General features: G+C 71.2%; 18 protein-coding genes. 11 read left to right on the top strand and 7 right to left on the bottom strand.

Going from position 1 to position 21,770, the window contains the following annotated elements; all coding sequences use genetic code 11:
* Window positions 1-11: 11 nt before the first annotated feature.
* From IO24_RS0109615 to IO24_RS0109605, 3 genes are read right to left on the bottom strand one after another with little or no spacing between them, the layout of a single operon-like run.
* Complete coding sequence (locus IO24_RS0109615) at window positions 12-875, bottom strand: carbohydrate ABC transporter permease (protein ID WP_031133971.1); 864 nt, start codon at window positions 873-875, stop codon at window positions 12-14.
* Window positions 872-1,870: a carbohydrate ABC transporter permease gene (locus tag IO24_RS0109610; protein ID WP_031133969.1), complete on the bottom strand. Its 999-nt coding sequence runs from the start codon at window positions 1,868-1,870 to the stop codon at window positions 872-874. Before IO24_RS0109610 ends, IO24_RS0109615 begins: the two co-directional genes overlap by 4 nt.
* Complete coding sequence (locus tag IO24_RS0109605) at window positions 1,867-3,219, bottom strand: ABC transporter substrate-binding protein (protein ID WP_031133967.1); 1,353 nt, start codon at window positions 3,217-3,219, stop codon at window positions 1,867-1,869. The genes IO24_RS0109610 and IO24_RS0109605 overlap by 4 nt, the downstream gene beginning before the upstream one ends.
* Window positions 3,220-3,638: 419 nt before the next feature.
* Between IO24_RS0109605 and IO24_RS0109600 the strand changes: the two genes are divergently transcribed.
* The 7 genes from IO24_RS0109600 (at window position 3,639) to IO24_RS0109570 (ending at window position 12,584) form a co-directional block, all read left to right on the top strand.
* Window positions 3,639-4,652 (top strand): hydroxyacid dehydrogenase, encoded by a 1,014-nt coding sequence (locus tag IO24_RS0109600; RefSeq protein WP_031133965.1) that lies wholly within the window; start codon window positions 3,639-3,641, stop codon window positions 4,650-4,652.
* A 353-nt stretch (window positions 4,653-5,005) separates the two neighbouring features.
* Entirely contained in the window at window positions 5,006-6,094 is a 1,089-nt protein-coding gene (locus IO24_RS0109595; RefSeq protein WP_031133964.1) for a LacI family DNA-binding transcriptional regulator, read from the top strand.
* A gap of 428 nt (window positions 6,095-6,522) precedes the next feature.
* Window positions 6,523-7,860 carry an ABC transporter substrate-binding protein gene (locus tag IO24_RS0109590; RefSeq protein WP_031133961.1) on the top strand — a complete coding sequence of 446 codons (1,338 nt, stop codon included), beginning with the start codon at window positions 6,523-6,525 and terminating at the stop codon, window positions 7,858-7,860.
* Between the two features lie 8 nt (window positions 7,861-7,868).
* The gene (locus IO24_RS0109585) at window positions 7,869-8,753 is read left to right on the top strand and encodes a carbohydrate ABC transporter permease (RefSeq protein WP_031133959.1); all 885 of its coding nucleotides are present in this window, start codon (window positions 7,869-7,871) and stop codon (window positions 8,751-8,753) included.
* Entirely contained in the window at window positions 8,753-9,667 is a 915-nt protein-coding gene (locus IO24_RS0109580; protein ID WP_031133957.1) for a carbohydrate ABC transporter permease, read from the top strand. The genes IO24_RS0109585 and IO24_RS0109580 overlap by 1 nt, the downstream gene beginning before the upstream one ends.
* A 92-nt stretch (window positions 9,668-9,759) precedes the next feature.
* Window positions 9,760-11,355 (top strand): glycoside hydrolase family 43 protein, encoded by a 1,596-nt coding sequence (locus tag IO24_RS0109575; protein ID WP_031133956.1) that lies wholly within the window; start codon window positions 9,760-9,762, stop codon window positions 11,353-11,355.
* Window positions 11,356-11,540: 185 nt separating this feature from the next.
* Window positions 11,541-12,584, top strand: coding sequence for a LacI family DNA-binding transcriptional regulator (locus IO24_RS0109570; RefSeq protein WP_031133955.1), 1,044 nt, complete (start codon window positions 11,541-11,543; stop codon window positions 12,582-12,584).
* 110 nt (window positions 12,585-12,694) lie between these two features.
* On the opposite strand, the gene IO24_RS0109565 is transcribed toward IO24_RS0109570, so the two are convergent.
* The gene (locus IO24_RS0109565) at window positions 12,695-13,924 is read right to left on the bottom strand and encodes a GNAT family N-acetyltransferase (RefSeq protein WP_031133953.1); all 1,230 of its coding nucleotides are present in this window, start codon (window positions 13,922-13,924) and stop codon (window positions 12,695-12,697) included.
* Between the two features lie 220 nt (window positions 13,925-14,144).
* Between IO24_RS0109565 and IO24_RS0109560 the strand changes: the two genes are divergently transcribed.
* The gene (locus IO24_RS0109560) at window positions 14,145-14,549 is read left to right on the top strand and encodes a VOC family protein (RefSeq protein WP_031133951.1); all 405 of its coding nucleotides are present in this window, start codon (window positions 14,145-14,147) and stop codon (window positions 14,547-14,549) included.
* Here IO24_RS0109560 and IO24_RS0109555 read toward each other — a convergent pair.
* Together IO24_RS0109555 and IO24_RS0109550 are read right to left on the bottom strand one after the other, a co-directional pair.
* Window positions 14,529-15,218, bottom strand: coding sequence for a helix-turn-helix domain-containing protein (locus IO24_RS0109555; RefSeq protein WP_031133949.1), 690 nt, complete (start codon window positions 15,216-15,218; stop codon window positions 14,529-14,531). The two genes, IO24_RS0109560 and IO24_RS0109555, sit on opposite strands and share 21 nt — an antisense overlap.
* Window positions 15,219-15,434: 216 nt before the next feature.
* Window positions 15,435-16,370, bottom strand: a complete 936-nt coding sequence (locus tag IO24_RS0109550; RefSeq protein WP_031133947.1) for an AraC family transcriptional regulator — start codon at window positions 16,368-16,370, stop codon at window positions 15,435-15,437.
* An 81-nt stretch (window positions 16,371-16,451) separates the two neighbouring features.
* Between IO24_RS0109550 and IO24_RS0109545 the strand changes: the two genes are divergently transcribed.
* Window positions 16,452-17,309 (top strand): Rossmann-fold NAD(P)-binding domain-containing protein, encoded by an 858-nt coding sequence (locus IO24_RS0109545; protein ID WP_031133945.1) that lies wholly within the window; start codon window positions 16,452-16,454, stop codon window positions 17,307-17,309.
* Window positions 17,310-17,321: 12 nt separating this feature from the next.
* On the opposite strand, the gene IO24_RS0109540 is transcribed toward IO24_RS0109545, so the two are convergent.
* Window positions 17,322-18,488, bottom strand: a complete 1,167-nt coding sequence (locus IO24_RS0109540; protein ID WP_031133943.1) for a YihY/virulence factor BrkB family protein — start codon at window positions 18,486-18,488, stop codon at window positions 17,322-17,324.
* 110 nt (window positions 18,489-18,598) lie between these two features.
* On the opposite strand from IO24_RS0109540, the gene IO24_RS0109535 reads away from it, so the two are divergent.
* Together IO24_RS0109535 and IO24_RS0109530 are read left to right on the top strand one after the other, a co-directional pair.
* Entirely contained in the window at window positions 18,599-20,233 is a 1,635-nt protein-coding gene (locus IO24_RS0109535; RefSeq protein WP_031133941.1) for an acyl-CoA dehydrogenase family protein, read from the top strand.
* A gap of 259 nt (window positions 20,234-20,492) precedes the next feature.
* Window positions 20,493-21,770, top strand: a complete 1,278-nt coding sequence (locus tag IO24_RS0109530; RefSeq protein WP_031133939.1) for a GAF domain-containing protein — start codon at window positions 20,493-20,495, stop codon at window positions 21,768-21,770.

The following is a 21,770-nucleotide window of genomic DNA, read 5'->3' as shown; positions in this document are numbered from 1 at the left end:
GGTGAGAGGGGTTACTTCAGTCCGGTCGTGGACATCCCGGCGACGAACCCGCGCTGGGCGACCAGGAAGATCAGCAGGATCGGCACGACGTACATCACGGAGGCCGCGGCCTGGAGGTTGGTGATCGGCGAACCGGCCTGGGTGACGTAGGTGGACATGATGGCCACGGCGAGTGTGGTGCGGTCGGTGGAGAGCAGCAGCTGCGGGGCGATGTAGTCGCCCCAGGTCCAGGTGAAGGCGATGATGAAGCTCGCGGACAGCACCGGCCAGGACTGCGGCAGGAAGATGCGCCAGAAGATCATGCCGTAGCCGCAGCCGTCGACGATCGCGGCCTCCTCCAGCTCACGGGGCAGCCCGGCGAAGAACTGGCGGAAGAGGAAGACCAGATACGGGGCTGCGGCCAGCCCCCAGAGCACCCACGGCCAGTACGTGTCGACCATGCCGAGCTTCGCGAAGATCAGGTAGGTCGGTAGCAGGGTGATCATCTGGGGCAGCATCATCGAGCCGAGCAGGATGCCGAACAGCCACTTCTTGCCGGGCGCGTCGAGACGGGCGAAGCCGAAGCCGACCCAGGCGGAGCTGAGGGTGACGAGTGTGGCGTAGAGGAGGGCGATGATCAGGGAGTTGCGGGCGTAGCCGAGGAAGTCGACGAGGTTGAAGGCGTCGGCGAAGTTGTGCCACTCGACGTGGCCGGGCAGCCAGTGCACGGGGGCGGCGGCCGTCTCCGCGGAGGTCTTCAGGCCGGTGAGGAACAGCCAGCCGAAGGGCCCGAGGAACACTCCGGTGATGACCACGAGGACCGTGTAGAGGACGAGGCGGTTGACGCGGACCTTCACGCGGGGAGGCGACTTGGGGGGAAGACTGGTGGCGGTCACTTCTTCGCCTCCGGGTCGACGTTGTAGAACACCATGCCGGAGGTGAACTTGAAGATGATTCCGGTCACGATGAGGATCAGGACGAAGAGCACCCACAGCAGCGCGGAGGCGTAGCCGTAGCGGCCGAGCGCGAAGTACTGCGCGAACACGTGCATCATGTACAGGTAGTTGGACTGCGGCACGGTCGTGACGCTGCCCGTGGTGCCGACCGGGGCCAGCAGCAGCGGCATGATGGTCTGCACGGACGCGATGACCCCGGTCACCGTCTGGAAGAGCAGGACGGGTGACAGCAGCGGCACGGTGATGCTGCGGAAGGTGCGCCAGGCGCTCGCGCCGTCGATGCGGGCGGCCTCGTGGAGTTCACGCGGGACGTCCTGGAGCCCGGCCAACGAGATGATCATGATGTTTCCGGCGGTCCAGAGCACGGTCATCAGCAGGACGTAGCGGGCGTAGGGGTCGGCCATCCAGCCCACGGCGTCGAAACCGAAGAGGGTCAGGACGCCGTTGGCGGCACCGGAGTTCTGATCGAAGAGCGTCTTGAAGGCGATACCGGCGCCCACTGGGGGCACCACGGCCGGCAGGTAGAGCAGGGTGCGGAACAGGCCCCGCGCCCTCAGGGGGCGGTTGACCAGCACGGCGAGGCCGAGTCCGGCGATGATGGACAGCGGTACCGAGGTCAACGCGAACAGCCCCGCACGCCCCAGGGAGTCCCAAGTGGTGGAGTCCGAGAAGAGCTCGCGGTAGTTGCCGAGCCCGACGTACTTCCAGTGCGGCGAGATGCCGTCGTACGTGGTGAAGCTCAGCCACAGCGCGTACGCCATCGGCACGATGGTCAGCAGCAGGAAACCGATGATCCACGGCGAGGTGAACATGTAGAACGCGCGGTGTCGGCGCGCTGTCACGGAGACCCGCGGCCGGGCTGCCTGCCGGGCGTCACCGGCGGTCACCGTCGAACGGGTCCGCCGCGCGGCCGAGGTGAGTTGATCGACGGTCATGCCACCTGCTCCTTACCGCGCTTGATCTGCTCGTTGATGACCGAGTTCAGGCGCCTCGCGAGGGTGTCGACGGACATCTCGCCCTTCATCGCGGTCGGCGCGATCTGGTTGAACAGGGCGTCGAAGGAGTCGCCGGTGATGTAGGGGCTGAAGGCGACCACCGAGAAGTGCTTCAGCTCGTTCTCCTGCACCTCCAGCACCCGCTTCTGGTACTCCGTCTCGGCCGGCATCAGCGGCCGCAGGGACTTCAGGGTGGGAATGCCCCAGCCGCCGGCGGCGCGCGCCTTGGCCGGCGCCTCGCCGAAGAACCACTCGAAGACCCGCCAAGCGGCGTCCTTGTTCTTCGCCTTGCGCGGCATCCACATGCCGGTGCCGCCCTGGCAGGGGCTGAGCCGGGGGCCGCCCTCGAACTTCGGGGCGGGGGCGAGGCGGGAGACCTCGGCCAGCTTCTTGTCGGTGTTGATCATGCCGCCCATCCAGTAGCCGGAGTTCGACATGGCCATGCGCCCGGCCTGATAGGTGGGCCCGTCCCAGCCGTTGGGGTCGAGCAGGATGAGGCTCGGCCCGACCCTGGCCTCGCAGAAGTCGATGTACCAGGTCAGCGCCTTGCGCGCTTCGGGAGTGGTGAAGTCGACGCGGGAGAAGTCGTCATTGAAAAGGCTGCCGCCGGCGGACGCGGTCAAGCAGGTCAGGAGTGTGGCCCGGGTCAGCCCGCTGTAGGTGCCGCCGAAGACGGCCGTCTGGCCGTTCTTGCGCTGCACCAGACGCTTGGCGTTCTCGAGCCACTCCTCGAACGTGACCGGCTCGAGCTCCGCCGGGTAGTCGACCCCTGCCTTGTCGAAGGACGCGGTGTTGTACCAGTACATCGAGTCCTGGGAGAAGTCCTTCGCCATGCCGTAGCGGGGGCCCTTGCCCTGGGTCTTTCCGTCGAACCGCCACAGGTCGTTGACCGGGTCCAGGTCGTCGAGCCTGAGAACGCCGCTCCTGGCGAAATAGGGGTCAAGCTCCTCCATCACGTCGCGGGCCGCGAAGTACGCCGTGTCCGTGGCGCCGACGGCACGCACCAGGTCGGGCGGGTTGCCGGCGGTGAGCATGGCGATCAGTTTGGTGATGTCCTGCTGCACCGTCTTGATCGTGATCCCGGTGTCCTTCTGGCACTGCTTGATGAGTTCCGGTGCGATGTCCTCGGGCTTGACCATCAGGGTGACGCTCTCGCCCGAGCCGCCGCTCACACCGTCGGACACCTGAAGGGCGCAACCGCTCAGGGCTGCCGCGCCGGAGACGGCACCGCCCGTGGAGAGGCTGAGGAATCGGCGGCGGCTCAGGGAAGCACCAGCACGTGGGCGCATGAACGCACCACCTCCTGCTCTCGCTGTTCGATATACCGGCCGAATGTCGGAACACCGACCGGAGAGGGTTGCCGTGGCAACCGGTTGTTGTGCGTGGGCAGAGCTTCATCCGGCCCGCATGGTGCGTCAAGAGCCTGAGCGAATTTTCGAAAAGACTGTGGGGCGGGAACCGGTTGCCACACGGGCCCTTGTCACTGCTCAGCGCCTACGAGGGACCGCCCGGGGCTGATTCTCCGCCACCGAAACCGTAGTAATCGATTTCCGGAAACCGTCGCTTCGCGGGGTCATGACACTGAGGTGATGCTGGACCGACCCCTTCAAAGGTCGCTCCAGCCGGGCGATTGACCACCGCTTCCCCACGGATCTACGGTAGAAGGCGCTTTCTGAAACCGTTTCTATCCCCCTGCTCCAGGAGAGTCATGCCCAGCCCTCAGCTGCCGCGGGCCGTGTTCGCGATGGACCCGGTGCACCTCCCGCTGCTGTTCCCTCCGCCGCTGATGGAGCGGCTGAGGCGCACGGCCGACATCGATCCCGGGTTGGTGGTGCGGGACTTCGCCGATCCGGCCGACGCCGCCGCCCTGGCCTCCGCCGAGGTGTTGATCACCGGCTGGGGCTGCCCGCATCTGGGCTCCGGTGTCCTCACCGCGGCCCCGAAGCTCGACGCCGTGCTGCACGCGGCCGGCTCCGTCCGCTCCCTGGTCGGCGACGCCCTGTGGGAACACGGGGTCAAGGTGTCCAGCGCGGTGACGGGCAACGCCCTGCCGGTCGCGGAGTACACGCTCGCGATGATCCTGCTGCTCGGCAAGGACACCTTCGGCCACCGCGAGCGTTTCCGCCGGACCCACGCCTACCCGGGTCCGGCCGAGACGGCGGCGACCGGCAACCTCGGCCGTCGCGTCGGCATCATCGGCGCCTCGCGCGTGGGACGCCGACTGCTGGAACTGCTGCGGCCCTTCGACCTCACCGTCCTCCTGCACGACCCGTACGTGAGCCCCGCCGAGGCCGCCGCCCTCGGTGCCGAGTCGCTGTCGCTGGAGGACCTGCTCCGACACAGCGACATCGTGAGTCTGCACGCCCCCGACATCCCCGCGACCCACCACATGCTCGACCGCGACCGGCTCGCGCTGGTGCGCGACGGCGGCGTGCTCGTCAACACCGCCCGCGGCGCACTCGTCGACCACGCGGCGCTCACCGACGAGCTGGTCTCCGGCCGGCTGAACGCCGTTCTGGACGTCACCGACCCGGAGCCGCTGCCCGCCGGATCGCCGCTGTACCACCTGCCCAACGTGTTCCTCACCCCGCACATCGCCGGCTCCCTCGGCAACGAGCTGGAGCGGCTCGGCCGCATCGTCGTCGAGGAAATGGAACGCCTGGCGGCGGGCGTACCGCCGCTCCACGAGGTGCGGCACGCGGATCTGGCGCGCGTGGCGTGACGCCGGGACGGCGGGGCGACGCCGTTGTCCACAGGCCCTCGGAACCGTTGTCCACAGCCCCTCCAGCCTGGGCGAACCATGGGATACGGTTTCCGCACAGTGGCCTCGGCGGCCGGCACGGACTGTTCGATCGGGGCCGACGCACCGAGCCCTCGGCACCACGGCCGATACACCAAGGCCCGGGCGCCCCCGGCCACGGACCACCGGCCACCGGCCACCGGCCACCGGCCACCGGCCACAACATCCCGGCCCACCACCGGCCGGACACCGCAACACCCCCCGGGCCTTCACCGGCCGGACCGCAACAACCGGACCGAAACGGACCGGGTCACTACCGCGAAGGAGCCGCAAGGGTGAGTCAGCGCAAGGCGACGAGTGACGCCGGCCGGGCGACCATCCGTGATGTCGCGGAGCGCGCGGGCGTCTCCGTGGCCAGCGTCTCGCGGGTGCTGTCCGGCAACTACCCGGTGTCGGAGGAGTTGCGCCGCCGGGTGATGAAGGTGGTCCGGGACCTGGACTACGTCACCAACGCCCACGCCCGTTCGCTCGCCGGGGGCGGCACACCGACGGTGGCGATCCTCATCAACAACATCACCGGCGCCGCCTTCGCGCATGTGGCGAAGGGCGTCGAGGGAGCCGCCGCCCTGCGCGGCTGGCTCTCCCTGGTCGGCACGACCGGTGACGATCCCGAGCGCGAGCTCGCGCTGGTGAACCTCATGCGCCAGCAGGGCGTCGCCGCGGTGATCCTGCTCGGCGGCGCCTACGACTATGACGAGTACCAGCTGCGCATGGCCCGCTTCGCCCGTTCCCTGGACGCGGCCGGCTCGCACCTGGTCCTGGTGGGCCGGCCCCCGCTGGAGGGCGACGTACCGGCGACGACCGTCGACTACGACAACGAGGGCGGCGCCTACGCGATGGCCAGCCACCTGCTCTCGGCCGGCCACCGTCGTGTGCTCGTCCTGCCCGGCCACGCCGAACTGACCACCGCCCAGGCCCGGTCGCGGGGCGCCCAGCGGGCCTTCGAGGCGTACGGGGTGCCGTTCGATCCGGGGCTGGTGCGGCACGGCCGGTACGACTACGAGCACGGGTACGAGGCCGTCGAGGCGGCCCTGCACGAGACGCCGGACTTCACCGCGGTGCTGGCCGGGACGGACGTGGTCGCCGCGGGCGCCATGCAGGCCCTGCGCGCGGCGGGCCTGCGGGTGCCCGAGGACGTCTCGATCGTCGGCTACGACGACATCCCGCTCGCCTCACAGCTCACGCCCCAACTCACCACCGTGCACGTGCCGTACGAGGAGATGGGCCGGGTCGCGCTGCGGGCGGTGGCCGACCGGCGCGAGGGCGGAGCGGGCCGCCGAAAGAGCGCGGACGGCGACCATCTGGTGCTGGGCACCCATGTCGTGGTCCGCAACTCGGTCCAGCCGCCTCCACGTCGCGGATAGCCACCCGCTCCACACGATTGACCGGCCGCCCAGAGGCGGCCGGCCTCCGCAGTAGAGTGCGTTACGTAACCGTTTTCCTGATCCTTTACGGCCGGATCCAGGGCCTGTCGCCATGCGCTCCGAACCTCGGAGCGGCGTATCCCGGCAACCTCCTGACCTGTGCTCATGGGGTGCAGGACGGAGAGACCTCCGGCACACCCAGCCCTAACCCGCCGGACCACCCGCCGTAACAAATTACCGCGCACCTCTTGCTATGAGCGGAGACATCCGCCTACCGTCCCAGCAACCGCTTACTACAGCTTCTGCTTGGCCGAACCCCCCGCAACCGCGAGCCGACGTTCTTCCGGCCGCCGTTCCTGGCCGGCACCCCAGAGCCGCCGCCGTCCTCTCGTTCTGAGAAACGCCCTATCCCGAAGGATCACGGTCAGATGAACTTCACGAGCCCCCGGAGAAGGTTCGCCTCCGCCGCTGTCGCGGGTGTCGCGCTGACAGGTCTGCTCTCCGCCTGCGGCGGATCCGGCTCGGACGACGACGCCGCGTCGAGGTCCGGCCCGGTCACACTCCCCTTCTGGGGCTGGGCCAACGGCCAGGAGGCGGTCGTCAAGGCGTTCAACGCCGCGCACAAGGACGTCCAGCTGAAGTACACCAAGGTCACCGACCAGCTGACCATGCAGAAGCAGCTGACCAACGCGGTCAAGGCCGGCAACGCTCCCTGTCTGGTGCAGAACACCGCCGAGTACGTGACGAGCTGGGTGTCGCAGGACGCGCTCGCCGACATCACGCAGTACGTCGAGGGCGAGAAGAGCAAGTTCAACACCGGTGCCTGGGCCGGCGCGCAGGTGCAGGGCAAGCTCTACGGAGTGCCCACCAGTTCGGCGCCCCAGTTCACGATCTACCGCACGGACATCTTCAAGAAGTACGGGCTCGAGCCCCCGGCGACCTGGGACGACTTCATCGCCGCGGGCAAGGTCCTGAAGAAGCACAACATCAAGATCACCAATTACGCCGGTGAGGACCCGAGCACCCTGGAGGTGCTCGCGATGCAGGCCGGGGCGCACTGGTACGCGATCGACGGCAACGCCTGGAAGGTGGACTTCCAGGACGAGGGCACCCTGAAGGCCGCGAAGGTGATCCAGGAGATCATCGACAACGACCTGAACGCCAAGCTGTCCTTCGCCGACTACGCGGCCGTGCAGCGCAGCTACGACTCCGGCGCCACCGCGACCCGGCAGATCTCCACCTGGCAGATGGCCGGCATGGTGCAGAACTTCACCAAGTCCTTCGGCGACTGGGCCCTGGCCCCCTGGCCGGCGTACAAGGGTGAGGCGGCCAGGACGCCGGCCGGTACGAACCTGACCGGCAGCGTGACCCTGGTGACCAAGCAGTGCGAGGACCAGGAGCAGGCGGCCCGGGCGGCGCTGTGGATGTCGACGAACCAGGACGCGGTCAAGACGATGGCGAGCCCGGAGACCGGCAACGGCGTGATGCCCGCGCTGGCCGACAGCGACTCCTACGTCGGTGAGTCGATCTCGCAGAAGCTGCTCGGTGAGAACTACGCCCCGGCGAAGAAGGTCGTCACGGACAGCCTGGGCACCGTCACCACCGACTGGACCTACGGACCCAACTGGACCGCGATGTTCACCGAGCTCCAGGCGGGCTGGGCCAAGGTCGTCAACAAGCAGGAGAAGGTCACCGACCTGCTCGCGCACATGCAGGAGTGGACGGTCGAGGACCTGAAGTCCCGCGGTATCAGCGTCAAGGGCTGAGGCATTCGATGATTCGCTCCATGCGCTGGAAGGGTGCCGCGTTCACGGTGCCCTTCCAGCTCGGCTTCGTGTTTCTGTATCTGCTGCCGATCGGCTACGCCGTCCACGAGTCGCTGTTCACGGAGAAGCAGTCCGGGCTGGGCCTCGGCGGTGCGACGACGGAGTTCGTCGGGCTCGACAACTACACCCAGGGGCTGTCGGACTCGGCGTTCATGACCTCCATCCTGCGGGTGGTGCTCTTCGCCTGTGTCCAGATCCCGGTGATGCTGCTGATCAGCCTGTTGCTGGCGCTGTTCCTGGACGCGCTCACGTCCAGAGTGGCGAGCAGGTTCCGGATCGTGCTGCTGGTGCCGTACATGATTCCCGGCGTGGTCGCGGCGATCGTGTGGGTCAACCTGTACAGCCCGGACGTCGGCCCGCTCACCGCGATCGGCAAGGGCCTCGGTCTCGACTGGAACTTCTTCGCGCCGTCGATGGTGTGGCCGTCCATCGGCAACCTGCTGACCTGGCACGGCATCGGCTACAACATGGTGATCATCTACTCGGCGCTGCAGGGCGTGCCCCGCGAGCTGTTCGAGGCGGCCCGGCTGGACGGTGCCTCCGAGCTGCGGATCGCGCGCAGCATCAAGATCCCGTTCGTGCGCGGGGCGCTGGTCCTGACGGGTCTGCTGTCGATCATCCAGATGCTGCAGATCTTCAACGAGCCGGCGCTGTTCCGGAACATCACCCCGCAGACGGTCAGCGACAGCTTCACCCCGATCATGATCATCTACAACCAGGCGTTCAACGCGGGCAACTACAACTACGCGGCCGCCCTGTCGGTGCTGCTCGCCCTGATCCTGGGCATCGCCTCCCTCCTCTTCTACCGGCTCACCTCGAAGGAGGCGGACTGATGACGCTGACCGAGCAGACCACCGAGCGCCCCGAGGTCCGCGGCGTCCGGCGCCTGTCCCGGCCGGACCCGGCGTCCCGCGGGCGGGGCGGGCAGCGCTTCCTTCTCGTCGGGCTGTCCCTGGCCGGCGTCTACAGCCTGTTCCCGGTGTGGTGGCTGATCGTCGCGGCGACCAAGGACCGTACGGCGCTGTACCAGAGCAACGGCCTGTGGTTCTCGGGCTGGCACCTGTGGGACAACCTGCATCAGGTGTTCACGTACCAGGACGGGATCTTCCTGCGGTGGACGGCCAACTCGTTCCTGTACGCGGGCGTCGGCTCGCTCGGCGGCACGCTGATCGCGCTCGCAACCGGTTACGGACTGGCCCGCTTCGACTTCCCCGGGCGTAACGCGATCTTCGCGTGTGTCGTGGGCTCGTTCCTGATCCCGATCGCGCTGCTGACGCTGCCGCTGTATCTGCTGTTCTCCGCAATCGGCATGGTGGACACGCCGTGGGCGATGCTGATCCCCTGCCTGATCAACCCGTTCAGCGTGTACCTGGCCAAGGTGTACACCGAGGCGACGATCCCCTACGAGCTGCTGGAGGCGGCCCGGATCGACGGCGCCGGCGAGCTGCGGATCTTCCTCAGCATCGTGCTGCGGATGATGACGACGGGCGGCGCCACGGTGTTCCTGCTGGCCTTCGTGAACACCTGGAACGCCTTCTTCCTGCCGCTGACGGTGCTGCGCGGCAAGGAGAACTGGACGCTCAACCTCGGCCTCTACAACTGGACCGGCACGCGCCTGGAGTCCGGCATCGACCTGACGGGCCTGGTGCTGACCGGAGCGCTGCTGTCCATCGTCCCGATGGCGATCATGATGGTCGCGATGCGCCGCTACTGGCGCACCGGCGTGACCCTCGGCGCCCTGAAGTGATCCCCCTTCGCCGTATCCCCTGACTCCTGGGGGCCGCAGGTGACTCTGACTCCCCGCGGCCCTCAGGTGACCGATGCTCCGGGAGCCCTCGCGTGACCGTCCTGCACAACCCCGTCCTCCGCGGCTTCGCCCCCGACCCGTCGCTGGTCCGGGTCGGTGACTGGTACTACGTGGCGACCAGCTCCTTCGAGTGGTTCCCGACGATCCCGCTCCACCGCTCCCGGGACCTGTCCCACTGGGAGTACGCGGGGCACGTCCAGGGGGCGGCTCCCGGGAACTCGCTGGCCGGTGTGCCCGACTCGGGCGGCGTCTGGGCGCCGTCGCTGAGCTGGGACGGGGAACGGTTCTGGGTGACGTACACCGTCGTGCGCTCGGTCGGCACGCCGTACTTCGACCTCGACACCTACATCTCGACGGCGACCCGCGTCGGCGGCGAGTGGAGCGCTCCGCGCCGGGTCGCGAGCCACGGCTTCGATCCGGCCCTGTTCCACGAGGACGGCCGGCTGTGGCTGCTGAACCTGCAGAACGACCACCGGCCGGGGGGTGACCGGTTCGCCGGGATCGTCATGACGGAGCTGGACCGCGAGACGCTGGAACCGCTCGGCGACGCGCACTTGCTGCTCCAGCACGACCGGCTGGTCGAGGGGCCGAAGCTGCTGCGGCGCGACGGCTGGTACTACCTGGTGCTCGCGGAGGGCGGCACGGGCTGGGAGCACGGGGTGCGGGTGGCCCGCGGCAAGGAGCTGACAGGGCCGTACGAACTCGACGAACAGCCCCTGCTGACCACCCGGGACGACCCGGACGTGCCGTTGCAGAAGGCCGGGCACGGTGAGCTGGTCGAGATGCCGGACGGGCAGTGGCTGCTCAGCCATCTGACGGCCCGTCCGCTGCACACCCCGCGGGGCCGCCGCTGCACGCTCGGCCGGGAGACAGCGGTCCAGGCGGTCACCTGGGACGCCGGGGGCTGGCCCCGGTTGCGGCAGGGGGGTTGGCATCCCGCGACCGAGGTCGACGTACCCACGCGGCCGCATCCTCTGCCACCGGCCGCGGCGCCGGAGGATCTGTCCTGGCCGTGGAGCACGCTGCGCGAGCCGCCGGACCCTTCCTGGGCCGACACCACGGCCCGGCCCGGGTGGATCCGGTTGCGCGGCCGGCACGGGCCGGAGTCCCGGTGGGCGGCCGGGCTGCTGGCCCAGCGCGTCACCGAGCACCGAGCGGAGGCCGAAGTCACCGTGGAGGCACGGCCGGTCACCTTCACCCAGGCGGGCGGGCTGGTGCTCTGGTACAACCCCGAGGCGTATCTCGCCCTGGACCTGACGTGGGCGGAGCCGGAGGGTGAGCCGCAGCGCGGACAGCAGTGGGGAAGCACCGGGGACGGCCGTACGGTGCTCAGTCTCGTCGAACGCGACGAGCACGGCGTGCGGCAGGTCGCTGTCGTCGACGTGCCGGAGGACGGGCCGGTCACGCTGGGGGTGACGGTCGAGGAGGCCGAGGCCCGCTTCTGGTACGTACGCGACGGGACGCGCACGGCGGTCGGGCCGGCGCTGGACTTCGGCCGGCTGTCCGACGACCACGGCTCCCGGCTGCGGTTCACGGGGGCGATGGCGGGGATCCACGCCCGGGACCTCGTGGAGGCGGCGTTCACGGCGGACTTCACCGGGTTTCGGCTGACCTGCACACCCGGCTGAGGGTGTTGTTCCGCGTTTCGAAAGTTTTGCCCGGCACGAACTGTGAATTCACTTCTCTTCCCGCCGTCCTGCGCCGCACCTACAGTAGGAAGCGCTTTCTGCCCGGCCGGACCCCGTGACCGCCGTGTGCAGCGCTGGTCGAAACTTTCCACGGCCCTCGGGCGGGCCGGAGAGGTGGGTTCCCGATGGTCCGTACGGCGAGTGCGAGCGTGGCGGCAGGTCCGACGCTGGCGGTCGTGGCGCGCGAGGCGGGGGTGTCGGTGCCGACCGCGTCGAAGGTGGTCAACGGCCGCGAGGACGTGGCACCCGAGACCCGCCGCCGCGTGACCGAGGCGCTCGACCGGCTCGGATACGTGCGCAGACCCCGCTTCGACGCGGCGAAGGCACCCCGGCTGGTCGATCTGGTCGTGCACTCACTGGAGAGCTCCTGGTCGGGTGCGGTGCTGCACGGGGTGGAGGAGGCCGCGCACGACGCGGGCCTGGAGGTCGTCGTCTCGGCGGCGCTGATCCGCTCCCGGGTCGGCCGCCCGGAACGCGGCTGGCTGGACAAGCTGGTCGCCCGGGGCTCCTCCGGGGTCCTCTTCAACCTGGCAGAGCTCAGCGACTCGCAGTACGCGTGGCTGGAGCAGCACCGCATCCCGTTCGTGATGATCGACCCGGTGCAGGAACCGCCGGAGGGCGTGGTCTCGGTGGGGGCGTCGAACTGGCAGGGCGGGCTGACGGCCACGGAACATCTGCTGTCCCTGGGCCACGAGCGGGTCGCCGTCATCGCCGGGCACCGGCGCACGATGTGCAGCAGCGCCCGGGTCGCCGGGTACCGCTCGGCGCTCGCGTCGGCCGGGGTCCGGCACCGCCCCGAGTACGTCCGGCACGCCGGTTTCGACGAGAGTGCCGCCCACCGTCGCATGCTGGAACTCCTCGACCTGCCCGAGCCGCCGACCGCCGTCTTCGTCTGCTCGGACCGGATGGCGCTGGGTGTCTACGAGGCCCTGGCCGAACGGGCGTTGAGGGTCCCGGACGACATCAGTGTGGTCGGCTTCGACGACCTGCCCGAGGCCCGCTGGGCCTCCCCCGCCCTGACCACCGTCCGCCAGCCGCTGTCCGAGATGGCCGCGACGGCCCTGCGGTCGCTGCTGCGCTTGATGGACGGCCACTATCCGGAGAGCACACGCACCGAGTTGTCGACGCGACTCGTGGAACGGTCCAGCACGGCGGCGCCGCACGCGTAGGAGGGGCTGGGGAAACGCTCTCGAAAGCACTGCCGGTCTTGACGCGCGCCTCGCACTCCGCAGTCCGTCCGCGTCGCCGACGGGACTCGTGGGGGTCTGCGAGGGCGCGGTCAGAACCAGTGCAGGCAGTGCGGGGGTCGGTCGGCGCGGAAGAGGGTGTCGGCGAGGGCGGCAGCGCCCGGGTGGTGGGCCCGGATGTGTCCGGCACGTACGAGCGTGCTCGGGGCGGTGCCGCCGAGGTAGACCGAGCCCAGGTCGCGCACGTCCAGGGACAGGTCGGGCTCCCGGTCCGTCGGGACGCAGTCGGCCTTGCTGTCCCGGACGGTCAGCAGGTACCGGCCGTGCTCGCCGAGGAACGGGTCGTCGACGTCGAGGACGAGTTCACCGTCCGTGAACCAGCCGCGCGCGGTCAGCGCACGCGGGACGTCCAGCAGGCGCACCCAGAGCCAGTCCATGTCGCCGCCCACCTCACCGGCGCGGAAGTCCGCGAACTGCCAGCGCAGCGGGTGCCCGGGCGGGACGTGCTGGAACACGACTTGGGAGACCAGGTCGTGGCCGAGCACGAACCGGGCCAGGGCCGTGAAGGCGGCGGCGTCGGTGGCGATGGTCTCGTCGACCGTCAGGGTGCCGGACTCGATGGAGTAGCTGGCGTACCCGTCCGGGACACCGCCGGCGTCCCGGTGAACGGCGACGTAGCGCGGCGCCGGCGAGATCGGGGGCTGTCCCGCGCGCAGGGCCCACCAGCGGTGCGGCCGGGACAGCGCGCCGGGCTGGGCGCGGCGGTACCGGTCGTAGACCTCTTCCAGGATCTCGCCGCACTCGGCACGACGCCGCACCTCGACCGAGCCGTTGTCCGGGCCGGGCGCCGCCGCGCCGGCCGCTTCGCGCGCCCGGGGCGGAGCGAGGGAGCCCCGGTGGCGCGGCACCGTCAGCCGCTGCGTGTAGGTTGCCGGTCCGTAGCCGAACCTGCCGTAGATCGAGGCCTCGGAGCACAGCAGCACCGAGAGGGCCTCTCCGCGGGCCCGCAGCCCGGCGAGCTGATGCCGCATCATCGCGTTGAGCACGCCCTGGCGCCGGTGCGAGGGCAGGACGCCGACGGCGGTCACCCCGGAGACGGGGACGAGGGTCTGACCGGGCAGGGTCAGCTCGAAGGAGTACGCGGCGGCGGTGCCGACGGGCCGCCCGTCCGCCGTCAGGGCGAGCAGGCAGCGGTCCGTTTCGAGCGCCGACCACCAGAGCCCGCCGCCCTCGACCGGGGTTTCCGGGAACTGCCCGAACGCGGCATGCATCGTGTCGACGAAGACGCCGAGCTCGTCGTCGGTCGTGGGACGGATCTCCATCGCTGCCGCTGCCTCCTCGGAGTACCGGCACCACGACTCGTGGCGCCAGGGCCACAGTGCAGCGCTGACCCGCGCTCCGGTCAAACGAATAACGGCCGGTCACGGCACAGCCCGGTCCCAGCCCGGCCACGGGGGCGGTGAGTTGCGATCCGGCGCCCGCCGCCCCGAGGAGTCCGATTCCTTCAAGACCGGGCGTCGTGGGCCTGCCTACGGTGGCTTCATGACTGCACGATTCGATGCCATCGGCCTGGTCGTCTCCGACATGGCCGCCTCCGTCGCGTTCTACCGTCGGCTCGGGTTCGCCTTCCCGGACGGTGCCGAGGACCAGCCGCACGCCGAGGCCGAACTGGCCGGCGGACTGCGGCTGTTGTTCGACACCGAGGAGACGGTCCGTTCCTTCCTGCCCGGGTGGCAGCCGCCCGCGGACGGGGGCCGGTCCTCGCTCGCCCTGCGGTGCGACGCGCCGGAGGAGGTGGACGCGCTGTACGAGGAGCTGGTCGGCTCGGGCTGCCACGGCGAGCTCAAGCCGTGGGACGCCTTCTGGGGGCAGCGGTACGCCGTGGTGCACGACCCGGACGGCAACGGGGTGGACCTGTTCGCCCCGCTAGCCGCCGCGGCCGAGTAGCTCCCCCAGCGGGAGACCCGACAACTGCCTCACGTCACGGGCCAGATGGGCCTGGTCGGCGTAACCGGCCCGGGCTGCCGTCTCCGCGAAGGGCACACCGGCCCGGGCCAGTGCGAGGGCGCGGCGCAGCCGCAGGATGCGGGCCAGGGTCTTGGGTCCGTAACCGAAGGCGGACAGCGAACGGCGGTGCAACTGGCGGGCACCGAAGCCGAGTTCGTCGGCGATGGCGGCGACCGGGCGGCCCGCGCCGAGGGCACTGACGACCTGCCGGAGCAGCGGGTCGGGGGGTTCGGCACCGGCTGCCTGCCGCAGCGCCAGCTCTTCCAGGCCGCTCGCGGGGTCGGGGGCCGCGTTCACACGGTCGGACATGCGCCGCACCCGCGAGGCCGGCCACAGGTCCGCGAGCGCGACGCGCCGGTCGCGCAGCTCGTGCGCCGGCACGCCCAGGAGCGCCGGGGCCGTGCCCGGGTAGAAGCGGACTCCGGCCCAGGGGCCGGTCACACCGTCCGGGAGGTACGCGCGGGTGTCGGGCCCGGCGACCATCAGGCGCCCGTCGTGCCACAACAGATCCATGCACCCGTCGGGCAGGACCCGCCCCACCCCGGGCCGGGACGGGGTGTTGGTCCACACGACCGCCCCGGGCAGCCGCGACGCCCGCTCCACATACACATGGCCCAGGCTACGCCGCGACACAACGGCAAGCCCGGGGCCGGTGCCGTCCATGACACCCACCCCCGGTACGACACAACGGCAGGCCCGAGCGGGCGATGCGGCTCTCCCGCCACCCACCCCGGCACGGCACTACGGCGGGCCCGGGGGCCGGTGCGGCTCTGCCACCCCACCCCGGCACTCGCGACACAACGGCAGGCCCGACGACCGGTGCCGCTACGCCGCCCGCCCCCGGTACTCCGCCGGGCTCATCCCGTACACCCGCTTGAACGCCGTCGACAGGGCGAACGCGCTGCCGTAGCCCACCCTGCGGGCCACCGCGTCGAGGGTGTCGGCGGAGTCGCGCAGGCGGTCGGCGGCGAGGGCGAGGCGCCAGCCGGTCAGGTAGGTCATGGGTGGTTCGCCCACCAGGCCGGTGAAGCGGCGGGCCAGCGCGGCGCGGGACACGCCGGCCTTGGCGGCGAGCGCGGCGACGGTCCAGGGGTGGGCCGGGTCGTCCTGGAGCAGGCGCAGGACGCCGCCGACGACCGGGTCGGCGAGGGCCCGGTACCACGCCGGTGCCTCCGCCTCGGGGCGTGCGAACCAGGCCCGCAGGACTCCGATGAGCAGCAGGTCCAGCAGCCGGTCCAGGACGACCTCCTGCCCCGGCTCGTCCCGGACGATCTCCTCGGTGATGTACGGCGTGAGCGGGCAGGCCCACACGTCGGACGTGAGGCTGAGCAGCGGTGGCAGGGCGTTCAGCAGCCGCCCGCTGACCTCGCCCTGCGTCGGATAGGTGCCGATCAGCATCACGGTGTCCCCGTCGAGCCGGTCGCCCCAGGTGCGGACGCCCAGGTCCATGGAGCCGTTGAGGGTCCTCCCGTCGGGGTAGCGGCACTCCTGGTGCGGCAGGATCACCGCCTGCGGTGCCGTGCCGGGGGCGTCGGCGCACGTGTACGGGTCCGGGCCGCGGGCGATGGCGAGGTCCCCGGCCTTCAGGCGCGTGCGCTCGCCCCGGTCGGGCAGGATCCAGGCTTCGCCGCGGACGACGAGCATCACGGTGAGCGGGGCCCGGTCCTCCACGCGCACCGCCCACGGCGGGTTGAAGCACGCCCTGATCATGAACGCGCCCCGCGCGCGGGGCCCCTCCAGCAAGCCCGCGAGAGCGTCCATGGGGCCAGCGTAGACGCGGTCGTATGGGAATGAGCCGTTCAGCGATGGTTCCGTGCGGTGTACGGCAGTTGACTCGACGACATGACGAACACGGCGGAGAACGCGGCACGGGACACGCAGGGCATGACGGTGGTGGTGACGGGCGCCTCGGGGCGTACCGGGAGCCGGGTGGCGCGGGCCGCCGAGGCGGCCGGGCTCACGGTGCGGGCGGCGTCGCGGGCGACGGGCTTCGACTGGTGGGACGGCTCGACCTGGGCGGACACCCTGCGCGGCGCCGGCGCGGCCTATCTCGCCCACCCCTCGGACGTCGGCGCTCCGGGCGTCGCGGAGGCGGTCGGCGCGCTCGCCCGGGAGGCGGTCGGGCTCGGGGTGCGGCGGCTGGTGCTGCTGTCCGCGCGGGGCGAGGACCAGGCCCTGCCCACCGAGGAGGCGCTGCACGCCTCGGGGGCGGACTGGACGGTCGTGCGGGCCGCCTGGTTCGCGCAGAACTTCAGCGAGGGGCCGCTGGTGGCGGAGCTGCGGGAGAGCGGTGAGCTGGTCTTCCCGGCCGGTGAGGTGCGGGAGCCGTTCCTCGACGTGCGGGACATCGCGGACGTGGTGGTGACCGCGCTGACGTCCGGCGACCGGTACGTGGGGCGGACCCTCACCCTCTCCGGGGCGCGGCTGCTGACCTTCGGGGAGGCCGTCGCGGAGATCGCCGGAGCGACGGGGCGCCACCTGACGTACCGGGCCGTCGCGACGCGGGACTACGAAGAGGCGCTGGTCGGTTTCGGTGTGCCGCCGGAGGAGGCGGCGGGCCTGACGGCGATCTTCGACACTCTCCTCGACGGCCGCAACGCGCATCTCTCGGACGGTGTGCGGGAGGTCCTGGGCCGCGCGCCCCGGGACTTCGGCGACTTCGTGCGCGAGGAGGCCGCCGCCGGGACCTGGAAGGCCTGAGAGCGGCGCCCGTCACTTGTCCTCGGGCGGATGCCCCTCCCCGTTGACCTGGGTGCTCTTCGCGTGGGTGCTCTTCACGTGGGTGCTCTTCACATGCGTGCGCAGGCGGGCCGACACGTCCTCCGGCGGCAGGAAGCGGGACCAGCGTTCCGGGAACTCGGAGGGCATGTCGGGGTCGGCCTCGCCCGCGGCGGTGGCGCGGGCGACGTACTCGGCGACCTGGGCCTGCCGCAGCCGCTCGTTGGCCTCACGGGCCGCGGCCGTGGCGGCGGCCGGCCAGACCCGGTCGATGGCGGCGTTGACCGCGGCCCCGACCAGGACGGCGAACGCGGACACACCGATCCACAGCAGCACGGCGACGGGCGCGGCGAGCGAGCCGTAGATCGTGGGGCCCTCGACCGTGCTGGTGAGGTAGATCCGCAGCAGGAAGCTGCCGAGCACCCACATGCCGAGGGCGACCAGCGCGCCGGGCACGTCCTCGATCCACGGGGAACGGACCGGGACGGACACGTGGTACAGCGTCGTCAGGAAGGCGATGGACAGGAGGATCACCACCGGCCAGTACAGGACCTGCACGACCGTCGTCGACCACGGCACGATCCGCACCACCGCGTCCGGGCCCGCCACCATCAGCGGCAGGGCCACCGAGCCGATCAGCAGGGCCACGATGAACAGCAGGAAGGCCATGAGGCGGGTCTTGACGATGCCCCGGACGCCGTCGAGGCCGTACATCACGGTGATGGTGTCGATGAAGACGTTCACCGCGCGGGAGCCGGACCACAGGGCGAACAGGAAGCCGATGGAGATGATGTCGGGCCGGCCGCCCTTCGTCACGTCGTGCAGGATCGGCTCCGCGATCTCCCGTACGCCACGGTCGGACAGCACCGTGCGGGCGGCCTCCAGGAGGTTGGTCTGCAGGCTCTGGATGGTGTCGGCGCCGGTCCAGGCGTCGACGTAGCCGAGCAGTCCGATCATGCTGAGCAGCAGGGGTGGCACCGACAGCAGGGTGAAGAACGCGGCCTCGGCCGCGAGGCCCAGGATGCGGTACTCGATGCAGGAGTTGACGGTGTCCTTGACCAGCAGCCAGGCGGTTTTGCGCTTGGAGACGTTCCGGTAGAGGGCTCGCGCCCGGTGGAGGCGCCCGGAGGGTGTGTCGGGGGTTTCGCTTGCTGGCTGCACCCCCTAACGGTATCCGCCGTGCCCGGCCCCACTCACCCACAGGCCGGGTCTTCGCGGGCCGGGCCGGGTCCGCCGGGTGCCAAGGTGCTACCGCGGGGTACTTTCGCAGCATGGCAGGCAGCACGCACACCGTGACGAACCAGGTCCCGCCGCTGGTCGGCTACGACGTCTTCTCCGCCGACCGGGCCCTGGCCGCCGCGGTCGGCCGGCATCTCGATCCGGACCTGCGCGAGGAGGTCCTCGGCGAGTTGTCGGCACTCGGCCGGACCTCCGGCTCGGCCCAGGTGCAGGAGTGGGGGAGGCTGGCCAACGAGAACCCGCCGCGCCTGCTCACGCACGACCGGTACGGCAACCGCGTGGACGAGGTCGAGTTCCCCCCCTCCTGGCACCGGCTGCTCGGCAAGGGCGTCTCGGCCGGTCTGACGGCGGCCTGGGACCGGCCGGCCGGGCATCTGCGCCGGGCCGCCGCCTTCCTGGTGTGGACGCAGGTCGAGGCCGGCAACGGCTGCCCGCTGTCGATGACGCACGCGGCGGTGCCCGCCCTGCGCACCGACCCGGACCTGGCCGCCGAGTGGGAACCGCGGCTGACGTCCATGGTCTACGACCGTGAGCTGCGGCCCGCGCACCTGAAGGCCGGGGCCCTGTTCGGGATGGGCATGACGGAGAAGCAGGGCGGCAGCGACGTACGGGCGAACACCACGTCGGCGCGGCCGCTGGCCGAGGACGGGACGTACGAGCTGACCGGGCACAAGTGGTTCTGCTCGGCGCCCATGTCCGACGGTTTCCTGGTGCTGGCGCAGGCTCCGGGCGGGCTGACCTGCTTCCTGGTGCCGCGGGTGCTCGCGGACGGCACGCGCAACGTGTTCCGGATCCAGCGGCTCAAGGACAAGCTGGGCAACCGGTCGAACGCCTCCGGCGAGGTCGAGTTCGAGGGGACGTGGGCGCGCCGGGTCGGTGAGGAGGGGCGCGGGGTGCGCACCATCATCGAGATGGTCGCGGCGACCCGGCTCGACTGCGTGCTCGGTTCGGCCGGGCTGATGCGGCAGGCCGTGGCGCAGGCGGTGCACCACTGCACGTACCGCGAGGCGTTCGGCGGGAAGCTCGCCGACAAGCCGCTCATGCGTAACGTCCTCGCCGATCTGGCGCTGGAGTCGGAGGCGGCGACGACGCTGGCGCTGCGGCTCGCGGCGGCCTACGACGACGGCGGCGAGCAGGAGCGGGCGCTGCTGCGGATCGCGGTGCCGGCGGCCAAGTACTGGGTGACCAAGCGGTGTCCGCCCGTCGCGGTGGAGGCGGCGGAGTGCCTCGGCGGCAACGGGTACGTGGAGGAGTCCGGGATGCCGCGGCTGGTGCGCGAGTCGCCGCTGAACTCGGTCTGGGAGGGCGCGGGCAACGTCCAGGCGCTGGACGTGCTGCGGGCGTTGCAGCGGGAGCCGGGGGCGCTGGACGCGTATCTGCGGGAGGTCGGGCAGGCGCGCGGCGCCGACCACCGCCTCGACGGGGCCATCAAGGGCCTGCTGACCGAACTGGCCGATCTGGAGGGCGTGGAAGGGCGGGCGCGGCGGCTGGCGGAGCGGCTCGCGCTGGTGCTCCAGGGCTCGCTGCTGGTCCGTTTCGCGCCACCGCAGGTCGCCGACGCGTTCTGCGCGGGGCGGCTCGGCGGCGACGGGGGCGCGGCGTTCGGGACGCTGCCGCACACGCTGGACCTGGCGTCGGTGGTGGAGCGGGCCCGGCCGGTGTCCTGATCCGGTCTGCTGTCTCCGCGGACGCGAAAAGCGGGGGTGGTGCTGCGCCGACACGGCACCACCCCCGCAGCACTGGCCCTGTTCGAGCCACTGAACGCCGCTCGGGACGGCGCCGCTCAAGTTTCGGCCACAGCCGGGCTGTCCACCAGGGTTGCAGAGGGTTGCAAGTTGCCGCTGACTGTGCGGACTGTGCGCGCACCCCGGGGCAGACGGCACTATGAGACGGACAGTCAGAAGCGACTCCGGGGGGCGCACGCGCATGGACGTCACGCACTTGGCCGCCGTGGACAGCACGCGCGCGGCCCGGGTCCTCAGCGAGGTCCGTTCCGCCCGGCTGGCCGGGCAGCCCGCTCCGGTGTCACCGCGTCCGGTGATCGAGCGGTCCTGGCAGCGGATGATGCGCAGCGGCGTCGACCCGGACCACGACGTCCGGGCGGATCCGCTGTCCCGCGAGGAGGTGCAGCGACGGCGCGAGACGACGGTATTGCGCCATGTGCTGCCGGTGCTGCGGGAGGGGCTGCTGGCGGCCGCGGACGTCGCGCACCACATCATGGTCGTGGCCGACGAGGACGGCCGGGTGCTGTGGCGCGAGGGCAGCCCGCCGGTGCTGCGCAAGGCGGACGGGCTGGGCTTTGAACTCGGTGCGGACTGGCGTGAGGACGTCGTCGGGACGAACGGCCTGGGCACCCCGGCGGTGGTGCGACGGCCCGTGCAGGTCTTCGCCTCCGAGCACTTCGTGCGCTCCCAGGCCGACTGGACCTGTGCGGGCGCTCCCCTGACGGATCCGCGGGACGGCCGGCTGCTCGGTGTGGTGGACGTGAGCGGGCCGCTGGAGACGATGCATCCGGCCACGCTCGCCTGGGTGGGCTCGGTGGCCAGACTCGCCGAGGCCCGGCTGCGGGAGATGCACACGGAGTCGCTGGAGCGGCTGCGCGCGGTGGCGGCGCCGGTGCTGGCCCGGATCGGCGGCCGTGCCCTGGTCGTCGACCCGGACGGCTGGACCGCCGCGGTCAGCGGGATGCCGTACGCGCGGCGCGTGGCCCTGCCGAAGTCGCTGTCGGCCGGTTCGAGATGGCTGCCGGCGCTCGGGCTGTGCTCGGTGGAGCCGCTGGCCGGGGGCTGGCTGCTGCGGGCGGCCGCCGGCGAGCCGGTGCCGCGCGGCCCGGCCCGGATCGTGCTGGACCTCAGGCAGGCGCGCCGCTGGTCGGTGGAGGTGCTCGGCGGGGCGGGTTCCTGGACCCGGGAACTGAGCCCGCGGCACGCGGAGTTGCTGTACCTCCTCGCGGTCCACCGCTCCGGCCGCAGCGCCTCGGGCCTGGCCGGGGACGTGTTCGGCGACCCGGGGCGCACGGTGACGGTGCGTGCCGAGATGTCGCGGGTGCGGCGGTATCTGGGGGCGTTCCTGGAGCACCGGCCGTACCGGTTCGCCGAGGACGCCGAGGTGGAGGTGCTGCTTCCGGACGACCCTCGGGGTCTGCTGCCGCACTCGACCGCACCGGCGGTGAGCAGGCAGCGCAGGTCCGCACCGGCGCCCTGA

This window comes from Streptomyces flavovariabilis, assembly GCF_000725785.1.
GTDB classification, from domain to species: Bacteria; Actinomycetota; Actinomycetes; order Streptomycetales; family Streptomycetaceae; genus Streptomyces; species Streptomyces hawaiiensis.
The sequence above is the reverse complement of the archived record's forward strand: the minus strand, read 5'-3'. Positions and strand labels throughout refer to the sequence as shown.

What these genes read in the sequence shown, in the direction of transcription:
- IO24_RS0109610 (WP_031133969.1), bottom strand. Translation starts at nt 1,870, where the DNA reads ATGACCGTCGATCAACTCACCTCGGCCGCGCGGCGGACCCGTTCGACG.
- IO24_RS0109605 (WP_031133967.1), bottom strand. Translation starts at nt 3,219, where the DNA reads ATGCGCCCACGTGCTGGTGCTTCCCTGAGCCGCCGCCGATTCCTCAGC.
- IO24_RS0109600 (WP_031133965.1), top strand. Translation starts at nt 3,639, where the DNA reads ATGCCCAGCCCTCAGCTGCCGCGGGCCGTGTTCGCGATGGACCCGGTG.
- IO24_RS0109590 (WP_031133961.1), top strand. Translation starts at nt 6,523, where the DNA reads ATGAACTTCACGAGCCCCCGGAGAAGGTTCGCCTCCGCCGCTGTCGCG.
- IO24_RS0109585 (WP_031133959.1), top strand. Translation starts at nt 7,869, where the DNA reads ATGATTCGCTCCATGCGCTGGAAGGGTGCCGCGTTCACGGTGCCCTTC.
- IO24_RS0109580 (WP_031133957.1), top strand. Translation starts at nt 8,753, where the DNA reads ATGACGCTGACCGAGCAGACCACCGAGCGCCCCGAGGTCCGCGGCGTC.
- IO24_RS0109570 (WP_031133955.1), top strand. Translation starts at nt 11,541, where the DNA reads ATGGTCCGTACGGCGAGTGCGAGCGTGGCGGCAGGTCCGACGCTGGCG.
- IO24_RS0109565 (WP_031133953.1), bottom strand. Translation starts at nt 13,924, where the DNA reads ATGGAGATCCGTCCCACGACCGACGACGAGCTCGGCGTCTTCGTCGAC.
- IO24_RS0109560 (WP_031133951.1), top strand. Translation starts at nt 14,145, where the DNA reads ATGACTGCACGATTCGATGCCATCGGCCTGGTCGTCTCCGACATGGCC.
- IO24_RS0109550 (WP_031133947.1), bottom strand. Translation starts at nt 16,370, where the DNA reads ATGGACGCTCTCGCGGGCTTGCTGGAGGGGCCCCGCGCGCGGGGCGCG.
- IO24_RS0109545 (WP_031133945.1), top strand. Translation starts at nt 16,452, where the DNA reads ATGACGAACACGGCGGAGAACGCGGCACGGGACACGCAGGGCATGACG.
- IO24_RS0109535 (WP_031133941.1), top strand. Translation starts at nt 18,599, where the DNA reads ATGGCAGGCAGCACGCACACCGTGACGAACCAGGTCCCGCCGCTGGTC.
- IO24_RS0109530 (WP_031133939.1), top strand. Translation starts at nt 20,493, where the DNA reads ATGGACGTCACGCACTTGGCCGCCGTGGACAGCACGCGCGCGGCCCGG.